This window comes from Ancylothrix sp. D3o, from assembly GCF_025370775.1.
Taxonomy (GTDB): Bacteria; Cyanobacteriota; Cyanobacteriia; order Cyanobacteriales; family Oscillatoriaceae; genus Ancylothrix.
On sequence record NZ_JAMXEX010000002.1, the window covers coordinates 538919 to 557397 of the forward strand.

At 44.2% G+C, this 18479-nt stretch carries 15 protein-coding genes; 8 read left to right on the forward strand and 7 right to left on the reverse strand.

Translation table 11 applies throughout. The features are described from left to right. Positions 1 to 145: 145 nt before the first annotated feature. Together apcB and apcA are read right to left on the reverse strand one after the other, a co-directional pair. Positions 146 to 631 (reverse strand): allophycocyanin subunit beta, encoded by a 486-nt coding sequence (apcB, locus tag NG798_RS06615; RefSeq protein ID WP_261221261.1) that lies wholly within the window; start codon positions 629 to 631, stop codon positions 146 to 148. Between the two features lie 74 nt (positions 632 to 705). Beyond that, positions 706 to 1191 (reverse strand): allophycocyanin subunit alpha, encoded by a 486-nt coding sequence (gene apcA, locus NG798_RS06620; RefSeq protein WP_261221263.1) that lies wholly within the window; start codon positions 1189 to 1191, stop codon positions 706 to 708. Positions 1192 to 1721: 530 nt separating this feature from the next. Between apcA and NG798_RS06625 the strand changes: the two genes are divergently transcribed. From NG798_RS06625 to NG798_RS06640, 4 genes are all read left to right on the forward strand, one after another. After that, positions 1722 to 2225 carry a peptidoglycan-binding protein gene (locus tag NG798_RS06625; RefSeq protein WP_261221265.1) on the forward strand — a complete coding sequence of 168 codons (504 nt, stop codon included), beginning with the start codon at positions 1722 to 1724 and terminating at the stop codon, positions 2223 to 2225. Between the two features lie 90 nt (positions 2226 to 2315). Beyond that, positions 2316 to 2819, forward strand: coding sequence for a peptidoglycan-binding protein (locus NG798_RS06630; RefSeq protein ID WP_261221267.1), 504 nt, complete (start codon positions 2316 to 2318; stop codon positions 2817 to 2819). Positions 2820 to 2909: 90 nt separating this feature from the next. Continuing rightward, positions 2910 to 3413, forward strand: a complete 504-nt coding sequence (locus NG798_RS06635; RefSeq protein ID WP_261221269.1) for a peptidoglycan-binding protein — start codon at positions 2910 to 2912, stop codon at positions 3411 to 3413. A 90-nt stretch (positions 3414 to 3503) separates the two neighbouring features. Then, positions 3504 to 4001: a peptidoglycan-binding protein gene (locus tag NG798_RS06640; RefSeq protein WP_261221270.1), complete on the forward strand. Its 498-nt coding sequence runs from the start codon at positions 3504 to 3506 to the stop codon at positions 3999 to 4001. Positions 4002 to 4066: 65 nt separating this feature from the next. Here NG798_RS06640 and NG798_RS06645 read toward each other — a convergent pair whose 3' ends face one another. Beyond that, positions 4067 to 6232: a putative Ig domain-containing protein gene (locus NG798_RS06645; protein ID WP_261221272.1), complete on the reverse strand. Its 2166-nt coding sequence runs from the start codon at positions 6230 to 6232 to the stop codon at positions 4067 to 4069. Between the two features lie 274 nt (positions 6233 to 6506). Between NG798_RS06645 and NG798_RS06650 the strand changes: the two genes are divergently transcribed. Further along, positions 6507 to 7385 carry an Rpn family recombination-promoting nuclease/putative transposase gene (locus NG798_RS06650; RefSeq protein WP_261221273.1) on the forward strand — a complete coding sequence of 293 codons (879 nt, stop codon included), beginning with the start codon at positions 6507 to 6509 and terminating at the stop codon, positions 7383 to 7385. Positions 7386 to 7525: 140 nt separating this feature from the next. Here NG798_RS06650 and NG798_RS06655 read toward each other — a convergent pair whose 3' ends face one another. Continuing rightward, positions 7526 to 8662, reverse strand: a complete 1137-nt coding sequence (locus NG798_RS06655; protein WP_261221275.1) for an EcsC family protein — start codon at positions 8660 to 8662, stop codon at positions 7526 to 7528. A gap of 265 nt (positions 8663 to 8927) precedes the next feature. Here NG798_RS06655 and NG798_RS06660 point away from each other — a divergent pair, with 265 nt between their 5' ends. Beyond that, the gene (locus NG798_RS06660) at positions 8928 to 9371 is read left to right on the forward strand and encodes a retroviral-like aspartic protease family protein (RefSeq protein ID WP_261221276.1); all 444 of its coding nucleotides are present in this window, start codon (positions 8928 to 8930) and stop codon (positions 9369 to 9371) included. Positions 9372 to 9461: 90 nt separating this feature from the next. Here the strand turns inward: NG798_RS06660 and NG798_RS06665 are convergent, their stop codons facing one another. Next, complete coding sequence (locus NG798_RS06665; protein WP_261221277.1) at positions 9462 to 12713, reverse strand: phycobilisome rod-core linker polypeptide; 3252 nt, start codon at positions 12711 to 12713, stop codon at positions 9462 to 9464. 386 nt (positions 12714 to 13099) lie between these two features. Here NG798_RS06665 and NG798_RS06670 point away from each other — a divergent pair, with 386 nt between their 5' ends. Continuing rightward, complete coding sequence (locus NG798_RS06670) at positions 13100 to 14284, forward strand: bifunctional 2-polyprenyl-6-hydroxyphenol methylase/3-demethylubiquinol 3-O-methyltransferase UbiG (protein ID WP_261221279.1); 1185 nt, start codon at positions 13100 to 13102, stop codon at positions 14282 to 14284. A 144-nt stretch (positions 14285 to 14428) separates the two neighbouring features. Here the strand turns inward: NG798_RS06670 and NG798_RS06675 are convergent, their stop codons facing one another. Beyond that, positions 14429 to 15100 carry a pentapeptide repeat-containing protein gene (locus NG798_RS06675; RefSeq protein ID WP_261221280.1) on the reverse strand — a complete coding sequence of 224 codons (672 nt, stop codon included), beginning with the start codon at positions 15098 to 15100 and terminating at the stop codon, positions 14429 to 14431. Positions 15101 to 15503: 403 nt separating this feature from the next. Then, a complete protein-coding gene (locus tag NG798_RS06680) occupies positions 15504 to 16181 on the reverse strand; it encodes a response regulator transcription factor (RefSeq protein WP_261221282.1) in 678 nt (225 codons plus the stop codon). A 90-nt stretch (positions 16182 to 16271) separates the two neighbouring features. Here NG798_RS06680 and NG798_RS06685 point away from each other — a divergent pair, with 90 nt between their 5' ends. After that, positions 16272 to 18449 carry a CHASE3 domain-containing protein gene (locus NG798_RS06685; RefSeq protein WP_261221283.1) on the forward strand — a complete coding sequence of 726 codons (2178 nt, stop codon included), beginning with the start codon at positions 16272 to 16274 and terminating at the stop codon, positions 18447 to 18449. Positions 18450 to 18479 lie beyond the last annotated feature (30 nt).

The following is an 18479-nucleotide window of genomic DNA, read 5'->3' on the forward strand; positions in this document are numbered from 1 at the left end:
CCGAAAAAACTCATTTATTTTGGAATAAATAAGCCTTAAACAGGCTAACACTCACTCTGGACGGCCCAAACCCCAATTATTTAGTCATTCGTCATTGCTCATTTGTTCTTAGCTAAGGACAAAGGACAATGGACAAGGGACTTTATTAGCTCAAGCCAGAAGAAATGTAGTCGAAGTAAACGCCCATTTCTTTACCGGCATCAGCACCCACCAAACCGGCGGTAACTTCTTTCATAGCTTGGATAGCTTGAACGGTAGCGCCGATGGGAACGCCCAAGGAGTTGTAGGTTTCTTTCAAACCGTTGAGGACGCGCTCATCAAGGATGGACGGGTCGCCGGCCAACATGGCGTAGGTGGCATAACGGAGGTAGTAGTCGAGGTCGCGGATGCAAGCTGCATAGCGACGGGTGGTGTACATATTGCCACCGGGACGGGTGATGTCAGAGTACAACAGAGATTTGGCTACTGCTTCTTTGACGATGGTGGCTGCGTTGGCGCTGATGGTGGTTGCGGCGCGGACGCGGAGTTCGCCGGTGGCGAAGTATGCTTTCAGTTTGTCGAGAGAAGAACTATCAAGGTATTTGCCTTGAACGTCGGAAGAGTTGATTACGGAAGTAATTGCGTCTTGCATCTTTGATGTTTCCTTAAACTGCCTAATTTTCGGTGGTTATTCGTTGTTACGGTTTAACAGTAGGGAATAATTCCTTACTGCATTGCACCGATCACATAGTCGAAGTAGGAAGAGGCTTCGGCTGCATCTTCGCCAGACAGCAGAGAAGAAGCTGCGTTTTTCATTGCGCGGATGCCTTCGGCAACGCCATCAATGGGGGTACCCAAGGATCTGTACATTTCGCGCACGCCAACGATACCGATTTCTTCGATGGGGGTTACATCACCAGCAACGATTCCGTAGGTGATAAGGCGCAGGTAGTAGTCGAGGTCACGCAAGCAGGTGGCGGTCATTTCTTCGCCATAAGCGTTTCCACCAGGAGACACGACGTCGGGGCGTTTTTGGAAGAGTTGGTCGCCAGCTTGTTTGACGATGCGTTCGCGGGATTCGCTCAAGATTTGGGCAATCCGAACGCGGCGTTCGCCGGTGGTGACGAAGCCTTTGATGCGATCCAATTCACCAGGGCTCAGGTAACGGGCCTCGGCATCAGCATTCACGATGGATTTCGTGACGATACTCATTAACGGTTTCCTCCCAATGATATGTAAACTCGGCTTTTTAGGCCGGTTGCTGGGTTGGTCTTTGGCTGTGCTTATAAAGTAAGTGGCTTTTGGGCCGCTTCTTCTGCACTGGCTTTAGATGTCCCTTGTGTATTTTAAGGGTATCTGTGCCGCTTTCAGACTTTTAACGCCAGTTAGTTTTTGCAAATACGGATATTTTGCAGCATGAGGTTTGCTTTCTGACAAGCGCTTAATATTTTTTAATATTTTTTTCATACGGGGCCGGAGATGGGCCAAAACAGAGGGGCCGGTTTTAAGGGTGGGATTTTTAGCTAAGGAGAGGGAATACTTTATTTATAAGATACTTTGAGTGAGAAGCACTACGCATATATAACCCTCCTCCATAGGGTTGGCCTCATCCTTTTGGGTGAGAGGGGGGGGTGATTGAAGCATCTACCTTTGGATGAGCATACCGGGGGAAGGGGGTAAGGGGTGACACCCCTTATCGTTAGAAATGTAAGGACAAACAAGTTCACCCAAGGAACACCAAAATGCAATCCACCAACAACCAATCAATTCAATCTCAAGCATTTGCTACTCAATTAAATAAGCCGGTTCTCCAGTTAGGTTCTAAAGGTAATGAAGTTAAAGAGTTGCAAAAGTTGCTAATTCACTGGAATTATCTTCCCTACGGTTTCTCGATTGATGGTTATTTCTCTACCACTGTTCAAGATGCTGTTACAGCTTTTCAATACCGAGTATTTTTGAAAATGGATGGCATTGTTGGCAAGAATACCTGGCAGGCATTGTACACCGGCGCCCCTGTGAATATGCCAATGTTGCAACGTGGTTCTCAAGGGGAAGCAGTCAAAACTTTGCAACGCGCTTTAGCCGATTCTAATTCTTATTATGGCGCAAATGATGGAAATTTTGGGCCGATTACTGAGGCGGCTGTTCGCACTTTCCAAAAAAATGCCGGTTTAGTTGTTGACGGAATTGTGGGCAATAAAACCTGGTATGCGTTGAGCAAAATTTACGCTCCTGTGGGCTGTTAATTGCGAGTTTTACTCTGGTTGGAATGAATGCCCTGTTGGGCATTCAACACTCTCTCAAATATCAACTTTATTAACTCAAGGAACACCAAAATGCAATCCACCAACAACCAATCAATTCAATCTCAAGCATTTGCTACTCAATTAAATAAGCCGGTTCTCCAGTTAGGTTCTAAAGGTAATGAAGTTAAAGAGTTGCAAAAGTTGCTAATTCACTGGAATTACCTACCCAACGGTTTCTCCATTGATGGTTATTTCTCTACCACTGTTCACGATGCTGTTACAGCTTTTCAATACCGAGTATTTTTGAAAATGGATGGCATTGTTGGCAAGAATACCTGGCAGGCATTGTACACCGGCGCCCCTGTGAATATGCCAATGTTGCAACGTGGTTCTCAAGGGGAAGCAGTCAAAACTTTGCAACGCGCTTTAGCCGATTCTAATTCTTATTATGGCGCAAATGATGGAAATTTTGGCCCGATTACTGAGGCGGCTGTTCGCACTTTCCAAAAAAATGCCGGTTTAGTTGTTGACGGAATTGTGGGCAATAAAACCTGGTATGCGTTGAGCAAAATTTACGCTCCTGTGGGCTGTTAATTGCGAGTTTTACTCTGGTTGGAATGAATGCCCTCTTGGGCATTCAACACTCTCTCAAATATCAACTTTATTAACTCAAGGAACACCAAAATGCAATCCACCAACAACCAATCAATTCAATCTCAAGAATTTGCTACTCAATTAAATAAGCCTGTTCTCCAGTTTGGTTCTAAAGGTAATGAAGTTAAAGAGTTGCAAAAGCTTTTAATTCACTGGAATTATCTTCCCTACGGTTTCTCCATTGATGGTTATTTCTCTACCACTGTTCAAGATGCTGTTACAGCTTTTCAATATCGAGTATTTTTGAAAATGGATGGCATTGTTGGCAAGAATACCTGGCAAGCATTGTACACCGGCGCCCCTGTGAATATGCCAATGTTGCAACGTGGTTCTCAAGGGGAAGCAGTCAAAACTTTGCAACGCGCTTTAGCCGATTCTAATTCTTATTATGGCGTAAATGATGGAAATTTTGGCCCGATTACTGAGGCTGCTGTTCGCACTTTCCAAAAAAATGCCGGTTTAGTTGTTGACGGAATTGTGGGCAATAAAACCTGGTATGCGTTGAGCAAAATTTACGCACCTGTGGGCTGTTAATTGCGAATTTTACTCTGGTTGGAATGAATGCCCTGTTGGGCATTCAACACTCTCTCAAATATCAACTTTATTAACTCAAGGAACACCAAAATGCAATCCACCAACAACCAATCAATTCAATCTCAAGAATTTGCTGCTCAATTAAATAAGCCGGTTCTCCAGTTAGGTTCTAAAGGTAATGATGTTAAAGAGTTGCAAAAGCTTTTAATTCGCTGGAATTACCTACCCAACGGTTTCTCGATTGATGGTTCTTTCTCGAAGTATGTACAACAGGCGGTTACAGCTTTTCAATACCGAATGTTTCTCAAATCGGATGGTATTGTGGGTTCGTTGACTTGGAAAGCATTATACACCGGCGCCCCTGTGAATATGCCGACTTTACAAAAAGGTTCTCAAGGCGAAGCGGTAAAAACCTTGCAACGTGCTTTACGAGATGCCGGTGTTTATTTTGGCGCAATGGACGGAATTTTTGGGGAAGTAACTGTTGCTGCGGTTCGCACAATTCAAAAAAATTCTGGTTTGGTAGCCGATGGAATTGTGGGCAATAAAACCTGGTATGCTTTGAGCAAGGTAAACGCACGAGTTTAGAGTGTTTTTTAGAGCAATTTGGTATGCTACAAACCCGGTTTCTTATAGAAATCGGGTTTTACCAGCTAAATTATTTGGAAATCAGACACATCGATAAGGGAAGGTTGAACGCCGTTAAGAGTGGCAAGTAATTCGGAACCTGTGCTGATAATATTAGAGTTAATATCGGCAGTAATTATTAATTCTTGGAAGGTTAAACCGGCACTTAAAATGATCAAGTCTTCCCCCTTTTTTAAATCGGTGATGATATCCATCTCGGCTGCTTTTTCTAATATAAAGTTGTCGTTTCCTAGTCCGCCGCTGAGGGTGTCACTGCCGAAGTCGCCATCGAGGATATCATTATCTTTTCCGCCAATCAGAATATCGTTATCTTTTCCGCATTGAAGTGTATCGTCTCCCTCACAGCCATCTAGTATATGAAAATCGCTATTTCCAAAGAGTATATCGTTGCCTTTTCCTCCGCAAATTGTATCGTTGTTGAAGTTTCCAAGTATGGTATCATTGCCGGCATAACCTTTGACAATATCATCATCTTTACCGGCAAATATTAGATATTCTCCTTTGCCGCTATCGATAATATCGTGGCCGGTGTTGCCAATAATTAAGTCATTTTCTGTCCCGCCTATAATCGTATCATTGCCAATTTCTCCTAAGAGAATATCGTCTCCTTCACTGCCTAAAATGACATCGTTATCTTTGCCTGCAAATACTGTATCTCTGCCTTTTCCGCCATCGATATAGTCGTTGCCGGTGTTGCTAAAAATCAAGTCGTTGTCATCTTCACCAACCAGGTTGTCGTTATCACTTTTGCCGATAATTGTGTCATTTCCAAGGCTAGAATTAATGCTTTCTCTGTTATCGGTGCCGGTGATAAAATCATCAGACAAACTACCGTTTAAACTGTTTTGTGTTGGGTTGGTAATAAAGCTGCTTGGTGTTGGGAAAATATCGCACAGGCAACTCACATCAGGATCAGCAAAAACTTCCGATGTTGGTGTTGATGTAGAAGTGTCTGTTGGTGCCGGTGTTGGCGTAGAAGTTTCTGTGGGTGCCGGTGTTGGCGAGGGTGTGGGAGAATTTAGTAGCAAATTAAAAGAATTGCTAACACTCGCACCGGCACTATCTTTTGCTGTTACTAAAAACCTCAAAGTTTCTTGAATATTTTCTGGTGATGTGCCTCCAAAAGTAAGCGTTAGCGCATCAAAATTTAACCAAGAAGGTAAGAGAGTTCCATCACTAAGTGTTACGCTGTAGGTAAGCGGCTCGCCATCGGCATCAACAAAGATATTTTCTGGCAATTTAAAACTAAATGCTGTGCCGGCAACAATGGCGATATCGGAAATGGGGATGTTTACAGTTGGGGGAGTATTCGGAGTTTCATTATCTGTTATGTTGACTTGCAGGTTGGGGATGGGTGTAAGGATGTTGGAGTATGCCGGATCAGCACTGTTGGTGATGCTGTGAGTGAGGATGCCGGTGTGAGGAGAGTTTTCAACTGTTGAATCGTTAATTGCTCTAACAGTAATTGTTTGAGGGTTTGTGGTGGGGAAATTTAAAGAAATTGAGTTTAAAAAGTTAACGCCATCTGTACTAATTTGAGTTTGGCTATCTGCTGATATTGTTATTTCTACTTGTCCTGTAGGGGCTGCATTTAAGGATATGTTGTAAGTATCGGTTGTTTGATTTTCTTCGTTTACATTTGTGCTGTCGGCAGTTTCGGTAATTGTAATTCCGGGTAAAATGGGAAGGGGAAAAGTTTGGCCGGTGTTAATAGTTCCGTAGCTGTTTGTTGCGGATGTCCAGCTAAAATTTGCGGAAGTGGTGCCGGTGCCTGTTAGTTGCAAAGATTGACCGAGGGGAGCGGCGTTTTGAATTACACTAATATCGATACTTGTTAACCCAATGGCCGGCCCGTTAGCGGCAGTAAATATGCCTTCATAACTGAGAAATTGAATAACGTTGTTGTTGTTATCTACAAGTGCAATGGCATCAGGGCCGTTTTGTATGCCGTTTGTCGGATAAGAAAAAAATAGGCTGCCGAAGTTGTTTTGTTGGTTGGGAATTATGCCGGAAAGAATGCGAGTGTTATAAAAATTTCTGTTATTTCCGTTGTACAGAACGAGGCTCCAACCTGCTAGGTTTGTGTTGGCCGGCCCAGTTATTTCTATGCCTTCGTTTGCATCGGTGCCGGTGTTGTCGTAGTGAATCTCACTGATAAATATGTTCGTCATAAAATATATTTATGATGAAAATTAAGTATGTCGTTAAAACTAGCTGAACGGATTTGATACTTAACTCACTAGAACCCCGAATAAATCTCTCGTCAATTCTTGTAAAGTTTTTATTTTTGTGATATATTTTCTATCGCTTATATGGCGAAAATATATTCTCAGCTACCGGCCAAAAGATAAGCTGTTTTTCGTTGATCAAAGAATAACATTAAGCTTTTCAATTAGCAAATTACGAAGTAATATTAAAAAGTCGTTTATAAAACTTGTAGGAATTTTGGCTTACGATAACACTTGTAAGTTTTTAGCAGAAAGATACCCAGTGGATTTTGCTCGCTGGTTGCTGTCCGTTGAAACGACAGATATCCAGGTCATCAAGACGGAGTTAAACCAAGAACCAATTCGTGCTGATTCTCTGACTTTTCTGCAAATTTTGTCATCAATTCTGCACCTTGAATTTCAAACGTTGCCGGTTTCTACGCCCCCGCTACCTTTCCGAATGCTGGATTATTCAGTGAGGCTAAAACGTCAATATAATTGTGACGTTGAGCAGGTTGTCATTTTCTTAAAACCGACAAATTCTGAGATTGCTTTTACTGAAATGTATCAAGATCGAACTACGACGCATCGCTATCGGGTGATTCGTTTGTGGGAACAAGATCCGGCTATTTTTTTAGGGAATCCTGGGTTACTTCCCTTTGCGAGTTTAACACGGAGTGATGCGCCGGAAATGTTGCTCTCCCAAGTGGCGGAGCAAGTCGCTAGAATAGAGTCAACTTCGGAACGCGAGAATATTAGTGCTTGTGCTTATGTTCTGGCGGGTTTACGGTTTGAAGACCGATTAATTCAACAATTATTGAGGAGCGATCTTATGCGCGAATCTGTCACTTATCAAGCTATTCTTGAGGAAGGCCGAGTCGAAGGCCGGCGAGAAGCACTCCAACAAGGACTCCAACAAGGACTCCAACAAGGAAAACAAGAGGAAGCTGCATCACTTATTATACGCCAGCTTGTACGCCGTGTTGGGGGTGTAGATGAGCAATTGCGACAGCAAATTCAAAGCTTATCTTTACCGAAATTAGAGGAGTTAGGAGAGGCGCTTTTGGATTTTTCTCAACTTTCGGATTTAATTGCGTGGTTGCAGGAAAATTCCTAGGAAACTTGTAGATTGATTGGGGCCGGTGGCCCCATTTATGCTTGATTTGGTTAACAATTTGAATGAGAAAGCCGGTGTCTATGTTTTAGGGAAACAAATAAGAAACCGGCTTTCTTCACATCAATTGTGAAAAACAATCTTTAGGTTGCAGGAAGTTGCTCTTTTACAGACAAAGCTTTATCGATAACCTTCTGGATCTGTGACTTTTCAGAGATAAGTTCCTTAATATAAGCTTGAACTTTCACCTCAAGAGTTTGATATTCTGCCGCAAAACTCGCAGCGCTTGGCATTGCTTTTTTAGCTTCATAATACTCGCAAGCAGCATAACCAACCGCTAAGAATGCCATTGCATTCACAAATGGACTGACCGCCCAGCTTGCAGTAGGAGTGTTTTTGAGTAAAAAAGCGAGACCTAATTTTGGTAAAGTATCAGCCGTCAAAGTCAAACCCAAAATTGCTAAAATTTCACTAGATTTTTCGGGGTTTTTGATATCTTCACCATAGGCATAGGCAATTTCGTAAACCATTTGGATGAGTAAGGGGGTAGTAGTACCAAAGTCTAATAACAATCCTACGCCTGGCACCAGATTAAGCAAGCCTGTGGCTGTTGACCAAATTGCCTTTTCATTAATGAGTATCTGAGCAATAAGTGCTGGTGAGCGATCTGGGTGATCTTCCTTAATTTTGTTGACATTTTTCTTTGCTTTTTCTGCATCAACTTTTATCAACCCCTCAACAATACGCTCTACCCAGATTCCGTTCCACAAAATAATGATCGGTTGCACTAAATCTGCAATTGCTTTTTCAGTTCCTTTAAAAGCTAAAGAGATGAACTGTAAAGCCTCTTGACCGGCCTCTCCGACAGCTTGCCCACCGGCTTCAATATTTTGCGAGATAAATTTTTGGCTTTCCGTCACAAAGTAAAGTGTTGTTTCAATATCTTTTGTGGCTTTATTCGTTACGGCTTGCTGAACATCCGTTATCCACTTCACGAGATAATTAACATCTTGTTCCGCCTCTTGTTGGGCTTCTTGTTGGGCTTTTTTATGGATTTTTTGCTCGTTTTGTTTAACTTGTGGCTGAATTACTGTTTCTGAGTCAACAAGTGCTGAAACCGGCACCCATTCTCCCATCGAAAGCCCTTCAACAAGGAAACAGACTTGTTGCCTGTCTACCCAGGTAGCTACTGCCAGGACTTTCCCTTTTTTTTGCTCTCCATCGATATTACAGATGGTTGGTTTAAATAGCCTTGCGTTCTCTATCGTATTTACACTCATTGCCGCTCTGCCCAAAGATAATTGTTTCTATATAAGAGCTTAGCTAACATCCACCATAAGATCAAGCCTTATTTATTCTTTCTTCAGAGAAAAATATCTATTTATTTGAATGATAAAAATTAGCAAATCACCCTCTTGAAACAGTAGTTGTCCTGAGCGAAAAGACAGGCATACAGGCTGTTAGAACCGGCCCCCACCTCTAGGCATCCCCGGCACCATTTCCTCACACTATACTAATCAGTGTAATATCTAAAAAACCCCTACCATGCCATCCCCAACCAACACCCAAATGGGAAAAGTCACCACCACAATCACCGTCACAAACGAAGTAGATCAAATCCTTGCAGAAAGAGGATTCATCCCCGTCGATCAAATTCGCTCCATCACCCTGCATAACGTCCTCGTAGACACCGGCGCCACCCGCCTTTGTCTCCCCGCAGAAATCATCAGTCAACTTGGCTTAACCCCAGTCGGAGAAATAGTAGTAAAAACCGCAGCCGGCAACCGAACAGTCCGCGTCTTCAAAAATGCAGCCTTGAACGTAGAAGGACGAGAAGGCTCTTATAGTTGTATTGAACTCCCAGGAGGTGAAGACCCCTTACTCGGTGTATTTCCCCTAGAAGACTTAGCCCTAGAACCCGACTTAAAAAACCAATGCCTCCGACACTTACCCATAGACGGAAACGACACCTACCACACCATTTATTAACCCCATAAACCTCCAAAGAAAAACCCTAGTTTCTCTAAAGAAACCAGGGTTTTAAACTTAAAAATGTTGCTCAAGCACAACTACATAAAATTAGCGCTTGTAAGGCACCACATTCTCACCAAAATAGCGAGCATATTCAGCACCATCAAGCAACATCGCAACCGCAGCAGGCACACCGCACTCCGCCATCAGCTTCTCACATTGAGCAACCTCAGCAACCGCCGGCATACGTCCCAGCACATGACGGCACATCAACTCAGCCGCCTTAGCCTGCGGGAACGCCACCACAAACCGCTCACGGTATGCCTCAGAGCACACTAAAGCACGCACAAACTCACGCACCGAAATCTCACCGGCACGCAAACTAGCCTCAGCATCCGCTAAACGGAACTCAGCAGGAATCTGTGCAGAATAGACATCCATCACCTGACGGTAGATAGCCTCAATCGCCAAACTCCACTCATTCGCATCCATACCCTCAGAGATCCGATAGATCCGAGCCGCATTCGTCGCCGCCACAGGCTTCACACCCTCAGCAGAAACCGACCGGCCAACACCCACCAAATCACTCTTACCAGGCATAGACGCCATCGCCTTAGAAGTCAAAGGCAACTTAGCCGTCATATTCGCATCCGAACTCACCGGCACAAACGAAGGAACAACCAAATCCTCATTCTGCTTCGTCAACTGGTTATACAACCGCTCAGTATTCGGGAAATTCGCAGCCGGCAAAGTTGGATAGCGGCGGTAAGGCACCACATCCTCATTAAACGCCTGCAAATACTCCATACTGTTCACCATCGCACCGATGAACCCACGAATACCCTGCGAAGCCAAAATCTGGTTATACTTCCGAATCTCAGCCTGATCACGCGGCGCACGTCCGAGGAAATGCTTCGTCCCCAGTTCAATCACCTTAGTATTCGGATAAGGCGCATAGAACTCCTTAACGTACAGGCTGGAACAACCCAACCCCTCAATAAACTCCTTAACGGTGATTTCCCCGTTCCGCAGCTTACTTTCCAAAGCCGTGAACTCATTCTTAATAACGTAAGGATTCAAATCACGCTCAAAGATTTGCCGGTAAGCAGCCTGAATCACCGTTTGAGCCTCAGCCGGTGTCCGGTTCGTCAGCTTAAACACCTTCGTTTGCTCACGACGTTTCTGGACACCTTGAGCCAAACGCATATCCACCTCAGCCGGCGAACGCTCAGGCACAGCACCCAACTCCACAAAGCGAGGAGTCGTTTCCGCTTCAGGAGCCTTCGCACCCTTATCAGCAATCGTACCAACACGCAGCGACCGCAGCGATTGACCGGCCGGCGTCAAATAACGCTCATAAGGCACCGTATCCTCACCAAATGCCTCCTCATACTCCTTGCTATCAATAATGGCATCCACCAAAGCGTAGAAACCCTTCTTCGAGCAAAGATCAAAATAAGCATTCATCTCTTGGCGTCCATAGGTCGGACGGCCCAACAAACGCCGGTGGATATACTCAATCGCCTTACAAACATAAAGCGAAGTCCAGTACATCTTGCGGAAAATATCCGACTTCGCCAAAAGCCGAATAAACTCCTTCATCGTAATTTCGCCGTTTTCCAGCTTAATTTCCGCAACCTTTTGGCGTTGACCCTCATATACATCACGGCCAAAAACTTGCAGATAAGCTGCTCTGATTATCGCTTGGGTTGAGCTTTCCGAATACTTAACGCTCACACCCTGTACCGGCGTCGCACCGCGCTTACCGTACTTCATGGTGCCGCTAGGAATTTGATCCAACTTGAAGACCTTCGGCCCCAAACTACCCGGATTATTGCCCCGTGCGGCTGGGTTGCTGAGTTGGTTTTCAATTCCTGCACCGCGACGAATTAAAATCCGGCGGGTATCCTTACTAAACGGTGCCGGTGCGCTGCTGGGGTTCCGAGTTTCTTTCGGGAAAATAGCCCCAAACTGAATTTCCAGCGGATCATTCCCACTACCGTAGGGGTGTTGATCAGGCAACGGCTGCTCATAAGACGCATAAAGCGTAATGAACTGAGGAATTTTGCGGAACGGCGCACTGTAGTTAAACAAATCAAACTGTGGCCCCCAGTTGCGGCATTCTTGGGCCTCTTGACCCAAACCACGCAAGTAAGGCACAGTTTCTTCGCCAAAATAATCCGCGTATTCTTGCGAGTCTACCAACGCATCTATCAAAGCCGCTAAACCACCCGTAGACACGATGGAGAAGTATTTTTGCACTTCTTCACGCGAAGACGGCGCACGGCCTAAGATATGACGGAAAGCCAACTCCAAAGCGCGGCTATTGATAAACGGCGTAAAGAATTGACTGCGATACAAAGGAGACTTGGCAAGCCGGCGGATAAACTCCTTCATGGAGATTTCGCCGTTTTTAACTTTGGATTCTAAATCAGAAATTCCCAAGCCGTAGGCGCGGGTAATATCGCGCTCAAACACTTGCCGGTAGGCAGCCTTGACGGCATCATTTTTCTCAGAAGACGACAAACCAGGCTTCATCGCAAATTTAGGCCGGCGTTCGGCTGCATTGGAATAAATTTGCGGCAGTTCTAAACCTTGTTGGTCGTTGCTCTCACGCTGACGGACTTTGTTAGAAGGTGTGGGAGCCTTAAATTCGCTGATCAGCACTTCAAAATACTGACCTACGATATTTTTAGCATCTTCGTCTTGTCTAAAATACCCCAAGGACGCGGCCCGCATTTCTTGCAGCGCCACAAGCGTTGCCGGTGTCGAGCAGGCGTTTTCGATAATTTCCCGTAACCCGCGAGTGTTGACGGCGATGATGTTTGGATCACCGGCCACAATAGCATAGGTTAGATAGCGCAAGAACCAGCTTAAATCCCGTAGGGATTTGCTCATGTTGCTTGGGCCATAGCGAGCAATGTTAATCGGTTGGAACCCAGGAGGCAAGGGGCCACCACCCGGAGACAGGGTAAACAGTCCTTTTAATCCCTCGAAAAATCCGCCGCCTTTGGCATCCACATAGGTGACGGTTCCCAGTTTCATGCCTTCTTTGGTATTCATTACTGGCGCCGCTGCCGTTTTCACGGGCTCTGCGGGTTTTTCAAAGTAGGCCATCGGCGAACCGCCGGTGAAAATCCGGTTTGCTGCTCTTGAGACGATTAACTCTGAGTTTTTTGTCAGAATTTCCGCAATTTCAAGGCGCTTGGCTCCAGATTTAAAGTAGGTTTCCAGTTCGCTGAGTTCGCCTCTTTGCAAAAAACGGTCTTGCTGTTCGGCGCTCGATATGGTTGCGACTGGTACGGTTTGATATAGTTGCGGACGTGCTACTAAGCTTCCACCACTTGCTTTTACACTCATGCGATGTCAAAAGCTCCAATTTGTATGTATTACTGCGGTCTATCGGATGTGATTGAAGGTTTGCGAGTACGTTTGGCCTCTCAAGAGCCTTCTTTTTTATGGATCTCTCAGCCAGGTGTTGGCTCTGATTCCAGTTTTTTTAGATTAAAACGTTTCGGCCTCTCTCCCCCCGTTTGTTAAATTTTGTGTCGGACAAATTTTGTTTAGTCTGTGGGCGATCATAAAGTATTAAGGCTGGTTTGCTGAGAAAAAAGATAAGTTTTGTAACATTTCCCCATCGGGGGAAGGCTGAGCTATTCAACTATTGATAAATACAGATCGCAGATCGGGTAAACTGTTTAGCGCACTCTCTCCCTCTCCAGATTCCTCTATCTCTAATCGCCTCTATGACGAATTCTCAAGAAATTAGCGCGGCGGTGAGTCGGCTTTATGATACTTACCCTTTTCCCCCTGAACCTCTGCTTGATGAAGCTCCACCGGGTTATAACTGGCGTTGGAGTTGGCCTGCTGCTTATGCTTTTTGCACCGGCTCCTATCCCGAAACTTTAAAGCCTCGTATTCTTGATGCCGGTTGTGGTACAGGTGTAGGTACTGAGTATCTGGTTCATCTTAACCCCGAAGCTTCTGTGACTGGTATTGATTTGAGCGGCGGGGCGCTGGAGGTGGCAAAGGAACGCTGCCGCAGATCGGGTGCAGATCGTGTCCAGTTCCAGCACTTGAGTTTGTATGATTGTGCCCAGCTTGAGGGGGAGTTTGATTTAATTAATTGTGTGGGAGTGCTGCATCATTTACCTGAGCCGATACGGGGAATTAAGGCTTTGGCTTCTAAGCTTGCTCCGGGGGGGTTGATGCACATTTTTGTCTATGCTGAGTTGGGCCGGTGGGAAATTCAGCTTATGCAAAAGGCAATTTCTTTGCTCCAAGCCGACAAGCGCGGCGATTATCAAGATGGCGTTAAGGTTGGCAGACAAATTTTTGCTTCTTTACCACAAAACAACCGTCTTGTCAAGCGCGAAAAAGAACGGTGGTCAATGGAAAATATGCGGGATGCCAATTTTGCGGATATGTATGTTCATCCCCAAGAAATTGATTACAATGTTGAGACTTTATTTGAGTTAATCGATGCTTCTGGGTTAGAGTTTATTGGTTTTTCTAATCCTGAATATTGGAATTTAAACCGGCTTTTAGGTAGTGAACCGGCCTTAATTGAACGGGCAAAAAGTTTAAATAAAAAGGAATATTACCGGCTGGTTGAGTTGTTAGATCCAGAGAATATTACGCATTATGAGTTTTTCTTGGGTCGGGCGCCGGTGGCTAAAATTAATTGGGATGAAGATGAAAAGCTTATGAAAGCTAGGCCGGTGGTTTCACCTTGTCTTCAGGGTTGGCCTTCTCAACAAGTGTTTGATTACAACTATCAAGTTGTTGAATTATCAGATGGCGAATTTGCCTTTATGCAAGCTTGTGATAGTAATAAAACTGTTGAGGAAATTTTGAAGCAAGTTACTGTAGAGTTAAACGAAGTAAGAAGTCTACAAAACCGGCAGTTAATCTTATTAAAACAAGAATAAAAACCTTGTAATCTCCCCAAAATATAAGTTTTTAAAAACCCGGCTTCTTCAAGAAACCGGGTTTTTCATCTGCGTTTATCTGCGGTTTAAAAAAGAGTGCCCATAGCCCACCCTAAAAGGTGTTTTGGTATCTTCCAGGCACCCTTAAGCAACCGCCAAATTGTTTGGTAAAATAGCCCCGTTAGGCATGATGGTATTGAAGAGTTTGGCATCCGTAAGATTTGCGCCGTAGAGGTTTGCACCTTCGAGGTTGGCTTCGGTTAAGTCGGCTCCCGTTAAGTTGGCCCAGCGGAGGTCTGCATTACAGAGGTTTGCGCGGGTGAGGTTAGCTTCTTGTAGTTTAGCTCCGCAGAGTTTGGCCTCAGAGAGGTTAGTTTTTACTAAATAAGCTCCTATCAGAGAGGCTTCTGTGAGTTGAGCAAAACTTAGATCAGCTTCGCTTAGGTCAGTTTCACAGAGAGAGGCTGCTAAAAGATTGGTTCTGGTTAGTTTAGCTCTCCAGAGGAAGGCTCCGCAAAGGTTAATTTTAGCGAGTTGAGCATTACTGAGATTGGCTTCAAATAAACTGGCTTCGGCGCAGTCTGCATTTTGTAAGTTAACTTGTAAAAGTTTGGCGTAGCTTAGGTTAGCTCCTTTGAGTTTGCTTCCGCTGAGGTTTGCACTAGATAATTCTGCTCCTACTAAGTTTGCTTCGCTTAAGTTTACTTTTATTAATTCGATGCCGCTGAGGTTGTTTCGGCTGAGCAATAGTTGTGTAAAAATTTCTTCAGGTATTTGGTTTAAGGTTTTTTCTTGGGCTTCAGTTGTCAGGGTCACGTTTTCCACTCCTTGGAGGTTTGCGGTTATATTTTTTGGTTATGTTTGCGGTTTTTTGCCTGGGCTGGGCCGGTTGGGTTGCCAGACGGGCTATTCTACCATTTTAGATTTTAGGTTTTGATTAATGGTGGTGAGTGCGGTGGTTTTGGGTGTGAATCTATCTAGGGGAATAGGCTTTAGGAAGATGGTTTGTATAGACTAAAAAAAACTTTAGGGGGAGGATGGCGCTCAGTGGGATTGACATCGCCCCCGCAAAAATATGTAAATCAAGCAGAAAAGAAAAAAGCAAGTGTGTTACTTTTTGCTTTCGTCTTTGAGACTACAACAACTGCTATAAAACTTTCAAGGAAGGAAAAAAAAATAATTCGGGAAGTTTTCGGGAAGAATTGGGGAACGTAACAGTTTAGCTGAGTTGGCTAAGGCGATATCCCAGACCGTGTACTGTTTCTATGAGGTTTTCGGGGGCGTTGGCGGCTTTTAGTTTCATTCGCAGACTTTTGATATGGGCTTTGACTGTTTCTTCTTCTGGGGGGTTTTCTGATGACCATAGCCGGTCTAGGATAACTGACCGGCTAAGTACGCGGCGTCCATTTCGCAAGAGTAGTTCGAGGAGGCTAAATTCTTTAGGCGTGAGGTGTAGGGGTTGGTTGGTATAGGAGACTTCGTAGGTGCTGGGGTCGAGTGATAGGTTTCCCCAAGTAAGTATGGGGGGGGTGGAGGTATTACCACGCCGCAAGAGGGCGCGAATACGGGCGAGGAGTTCTTGCAAGTCAAAGGGTTTAACAACGTAATCATCCGCACCGGCATCAAGGGCGTTGACTTTATCGTTGCTGGTGTCTCGCGCTGTTAGCATAAGGATGGGTAAGGTGTGTCCGTGTGTGCGGATTTTTTTGCATAGGCTTAGTCCGTCGAGTTTAGGCAGATTGATGTCTAGCAAGATTAGGTCGTAGGTGTTTTTTTGGATTTGATTCCATGCGCTTTCGCCGTCTTTGAGGTGATCGACGACGTAAAGTTGGTCGCTGAGGGCTTCACAGAGGGCTTCTGCTAGTCGGATATCGTCTTCTACAAGCAAAATCCGCATTTTTGGGTACACCTTGTTGGGATATAAAAGGCCGGTTTGATGGGGAAGATGTTTTGTTAGTCGGAGGTTTATTGCAATATACCTGATTTAGTGAAACTTCACCACGCTTATACGAGCCGGTTGCGGGTATTGAACGATTGGGAAATATTTGGCTTTTGGGAGAATTTGGCTGTGATGAAATGGGCGTTTGAGTTAAAGTTTAGTGCGGCGGGTTTTTGGGGGGCGGTTTTGATTCTTTGTGGCGTGAGTGGTGGGGGGTATTGGACGACAACCCAGCTTTTTGAACGTCAAAAACAAGTTGAATATAGTTATGAGGTTCTGCAAAAGGTTAAAGAAGTTTTAACGACTTTGCGGGATGCTGAAAGGGCGAGACGTGGTTATGTTATTACGGGAAAAGACAGTTATTTATCTACTTATGAGACCTCTGTTGAAACGATCAAGGATAAGTTTGATGAGGTTCGGATATTAACAGCGAATAGTAGAACCCAGCAACACCGGCTTGATTTGATTGAGCCGTTAATTGCTCTGCGGGTTGATTTAATTAAACAGTCTATCGCGCTTTATAAAAAAAATCCTGAAGATAGAGCAATTCAAATTGAATTAACGGATCTGGGAATTAGACAGCATGATGCAATTTGGAGAGTGATTGCGGAAATGGAAGGGGAAGAGCAATTGATTTTACAAAAAAGAATTGCCGAATCTCAAGAAACTTTTCGCTATAAAATGTTGCTTGATGTAGTGGGTCATGGGTTGAGTTTTTCTTTGCTTTTTGCTGTTTATTCGTTGTTACACCAGCAAATTCAAAAACGCCGGCAATTTGAAGAGACTTTGAGCGAAAGTGAGCAACGTTACCGTAGTTTATTTGAACTAAACCCTCATCCGCTATGGGTTTATGATCAGGAAACTTTGGAGTTTTTGGCCGTGAATGAGGCGGCGATTCAACATTATGGCTATTCGAGAGCAGAATTTTTATCCCTGCGGCTGTGCGATATTGTGGCTGGGGATAAACCTTATTTATTTCCTTTTATGCAGGGGATAAGAAAACATATAAAACAAGATGAAACTGTGATTGATGTTGAGGTTATTGCTCACGATTTGATGTTTAAAGGCCGACCGGCTACATTGGTTTTAGCCAGAGATATTACCGAAGAAAATAAAGCGCAAGAAGCCTTACGAGTCAGTGAGGAAAAGTTTCGCCAAATTGCCGAAAATATTCACGAAGTTTTCTGGATGAGCGATCTAAAGTTGACAAAAATTTTATATGTTAATTCTGCTTATGAGCAAATATGGGGGCGCAGTTGTGAAAGTTTATATAAAAATGTTTTGTCTTTTTTAGACGTTGTTCATCCAGAAGATAGAGAAAGCGTGATGACAAATATGCTGAAAAATAGGGAGAAATCGATAGAAATTGAGTATCGGATTGTTCGTCCTGATAATTCAATTCGTTGGATTCTTGACCGCAGTTTTCCTATTAAAAATTCTGCGGGCGAAATTTACCGCCGCGTCGGTGTAAGTCAAGATATTACTGAACGCAAACGGGTGGAAGAAGTGGGGCTGTATTTGGAAAAAGAACGAGAAATGAGTGAATTGAAGTTACGCTTTTTTTCGATGGCTTCTCACGAGTTACGCACGCCTTTAAGTACGATTTTACTTTCTGCTCAATCGTTAAAAAGTTCGGGGGGAAGATGGGGAGAGGAGAAAACTTTTAAAAATCTCAATCGCATTGAAATGTCTGCTAAAACGATGACGCAGTTATTAACAGATATTTTGACTTTAACTCGTGCAGAGGCCGGTAAGCTTGATTTTCATCCAGAATTGTTGAATTTAACTGAATTTTGTTTAGTTTTAATTGAACAAGTGGAGGTGAGTTTGCTGGTAAATCAGCGAGTTTTTTTTGTGTCTGAGTGGTGTGGTGGGGAGGCTTGGGTTGATGAAAAATTATTGCGTTCTATTTTAACTAATTTGTTGTCAAATGCTATTAAATATTCCGGCGAGGGAAGTTCGATTTATTTGACGTTAAGACGCGAGGGGGAAATGGCTATTTTTCAAATTCGGGATCAGGGAATTGGGATTTTGCTGGAAGACCGGCAATTTCTTTACGATTCTTTCCATCGGGGGGAAAATGTTGGCGATATTCCGGGGACTGGTTTGGGTTTGGCTGTGGTGAAAAAGTGTGTAGAGTTACACGGGGGAAGGATTTCTGTAGAAAGCGAGGTTGGGGTTGGGAGTTTGTTTACAGTTTGGCTTCCTTGTCGGAGATGCGGTTAGTTTTAAGGGCAAAAAAATCCTGAGATTTAA

What these genes read in the sequence shown, in the direction of transcription:
- apcB (WP_261221261.1), bottom strand. Translation starts at nt 631, where the DNA reads ATGCAAGACGCAATTACTTCCGTAATCAACTCTTCCGACGTTCAAGGC.
- apcA (WP_261221263.1), bottom strand. Translation starts at nt 1,191, where the DNA reads ATGAGTATCGTCACGAAATCCATCGTGAATGCTGATGCCGAGGCCCGT.
- NG798_RS06625 (WP_261221265.1), top strand. Translation starts at nt 1,722, where the DNA reads ATGCAATCCACCAACAACCAATCAATTCAATCTCAAGCATTTGCTACT.
- NG798_RS06630 (WP_261221267.1), top strand. Translation starts at nt 2,316, where the DNA reads ATGCAATCCACCAACAACCAATCAATTCAATCTCAAGCATTTGCTACT.
- NG798_RS06635 (WP_261221269.1), top strand. Translation starts at nt 2,910, where the DNA reads ATGCAATCCACCAACAACCAATCAATTCAATCTCAAGAATTTGCTACT.
- NG798_RS06640 (WP_261221270.1), top strand. Translation starts at nt 3,504, where the DNA reads ATGCAATCCACCAACAACCAATCAATTCAATCTCAAGAATTTGCTGCT.
- NG798_RS06645 (WP_261221272.1), bottom strand. Translation starts at nt 6,232, where the DNA reads ATGACGAACATATTTATCAGTGAGATTCACTACGACAACACCGGCACC.
- NG798_RS06655 (WP_261221275.1), bottom strand. Translation starts at nt 8,662, where the DNA reads ATGAGTGTAAATACGATAGAGAACGCAAGGCTATTTAAACCAACCATC.
- NG798_RS06660 (WP_261221276.1), top strand. Translation starts at nt 8,928, where the DNA reads ATGCCATCCCCAACCAACACCCAAATGGGAAAAGTCACCACCACAATC.
- NG798_RS06665 (WP_261221277.1), bottom strand. Translation starts at nt 12,713, where the DNA reads ATGAGTGTAAAAGCAAGTGGTGGAAGCTTAGTAGCACGTCCGCAACTA.
- NG798_RS06670 (WP_261221279.1), top strand. Translation starts at nt 13,100, where the DNA reads ATGACGAATTCTCAAGAAATTAGCGCGGCGGTGAGTCGGCTTTATGAT.
- NG798_RS06680 (WP_261221282.1), bottom strand. Translation starts at nt 16,181, where the DNA reads ATGCGGATTTTGCTTGTAGAAGACGATATCCGACTAGCAGAAGCCCTC.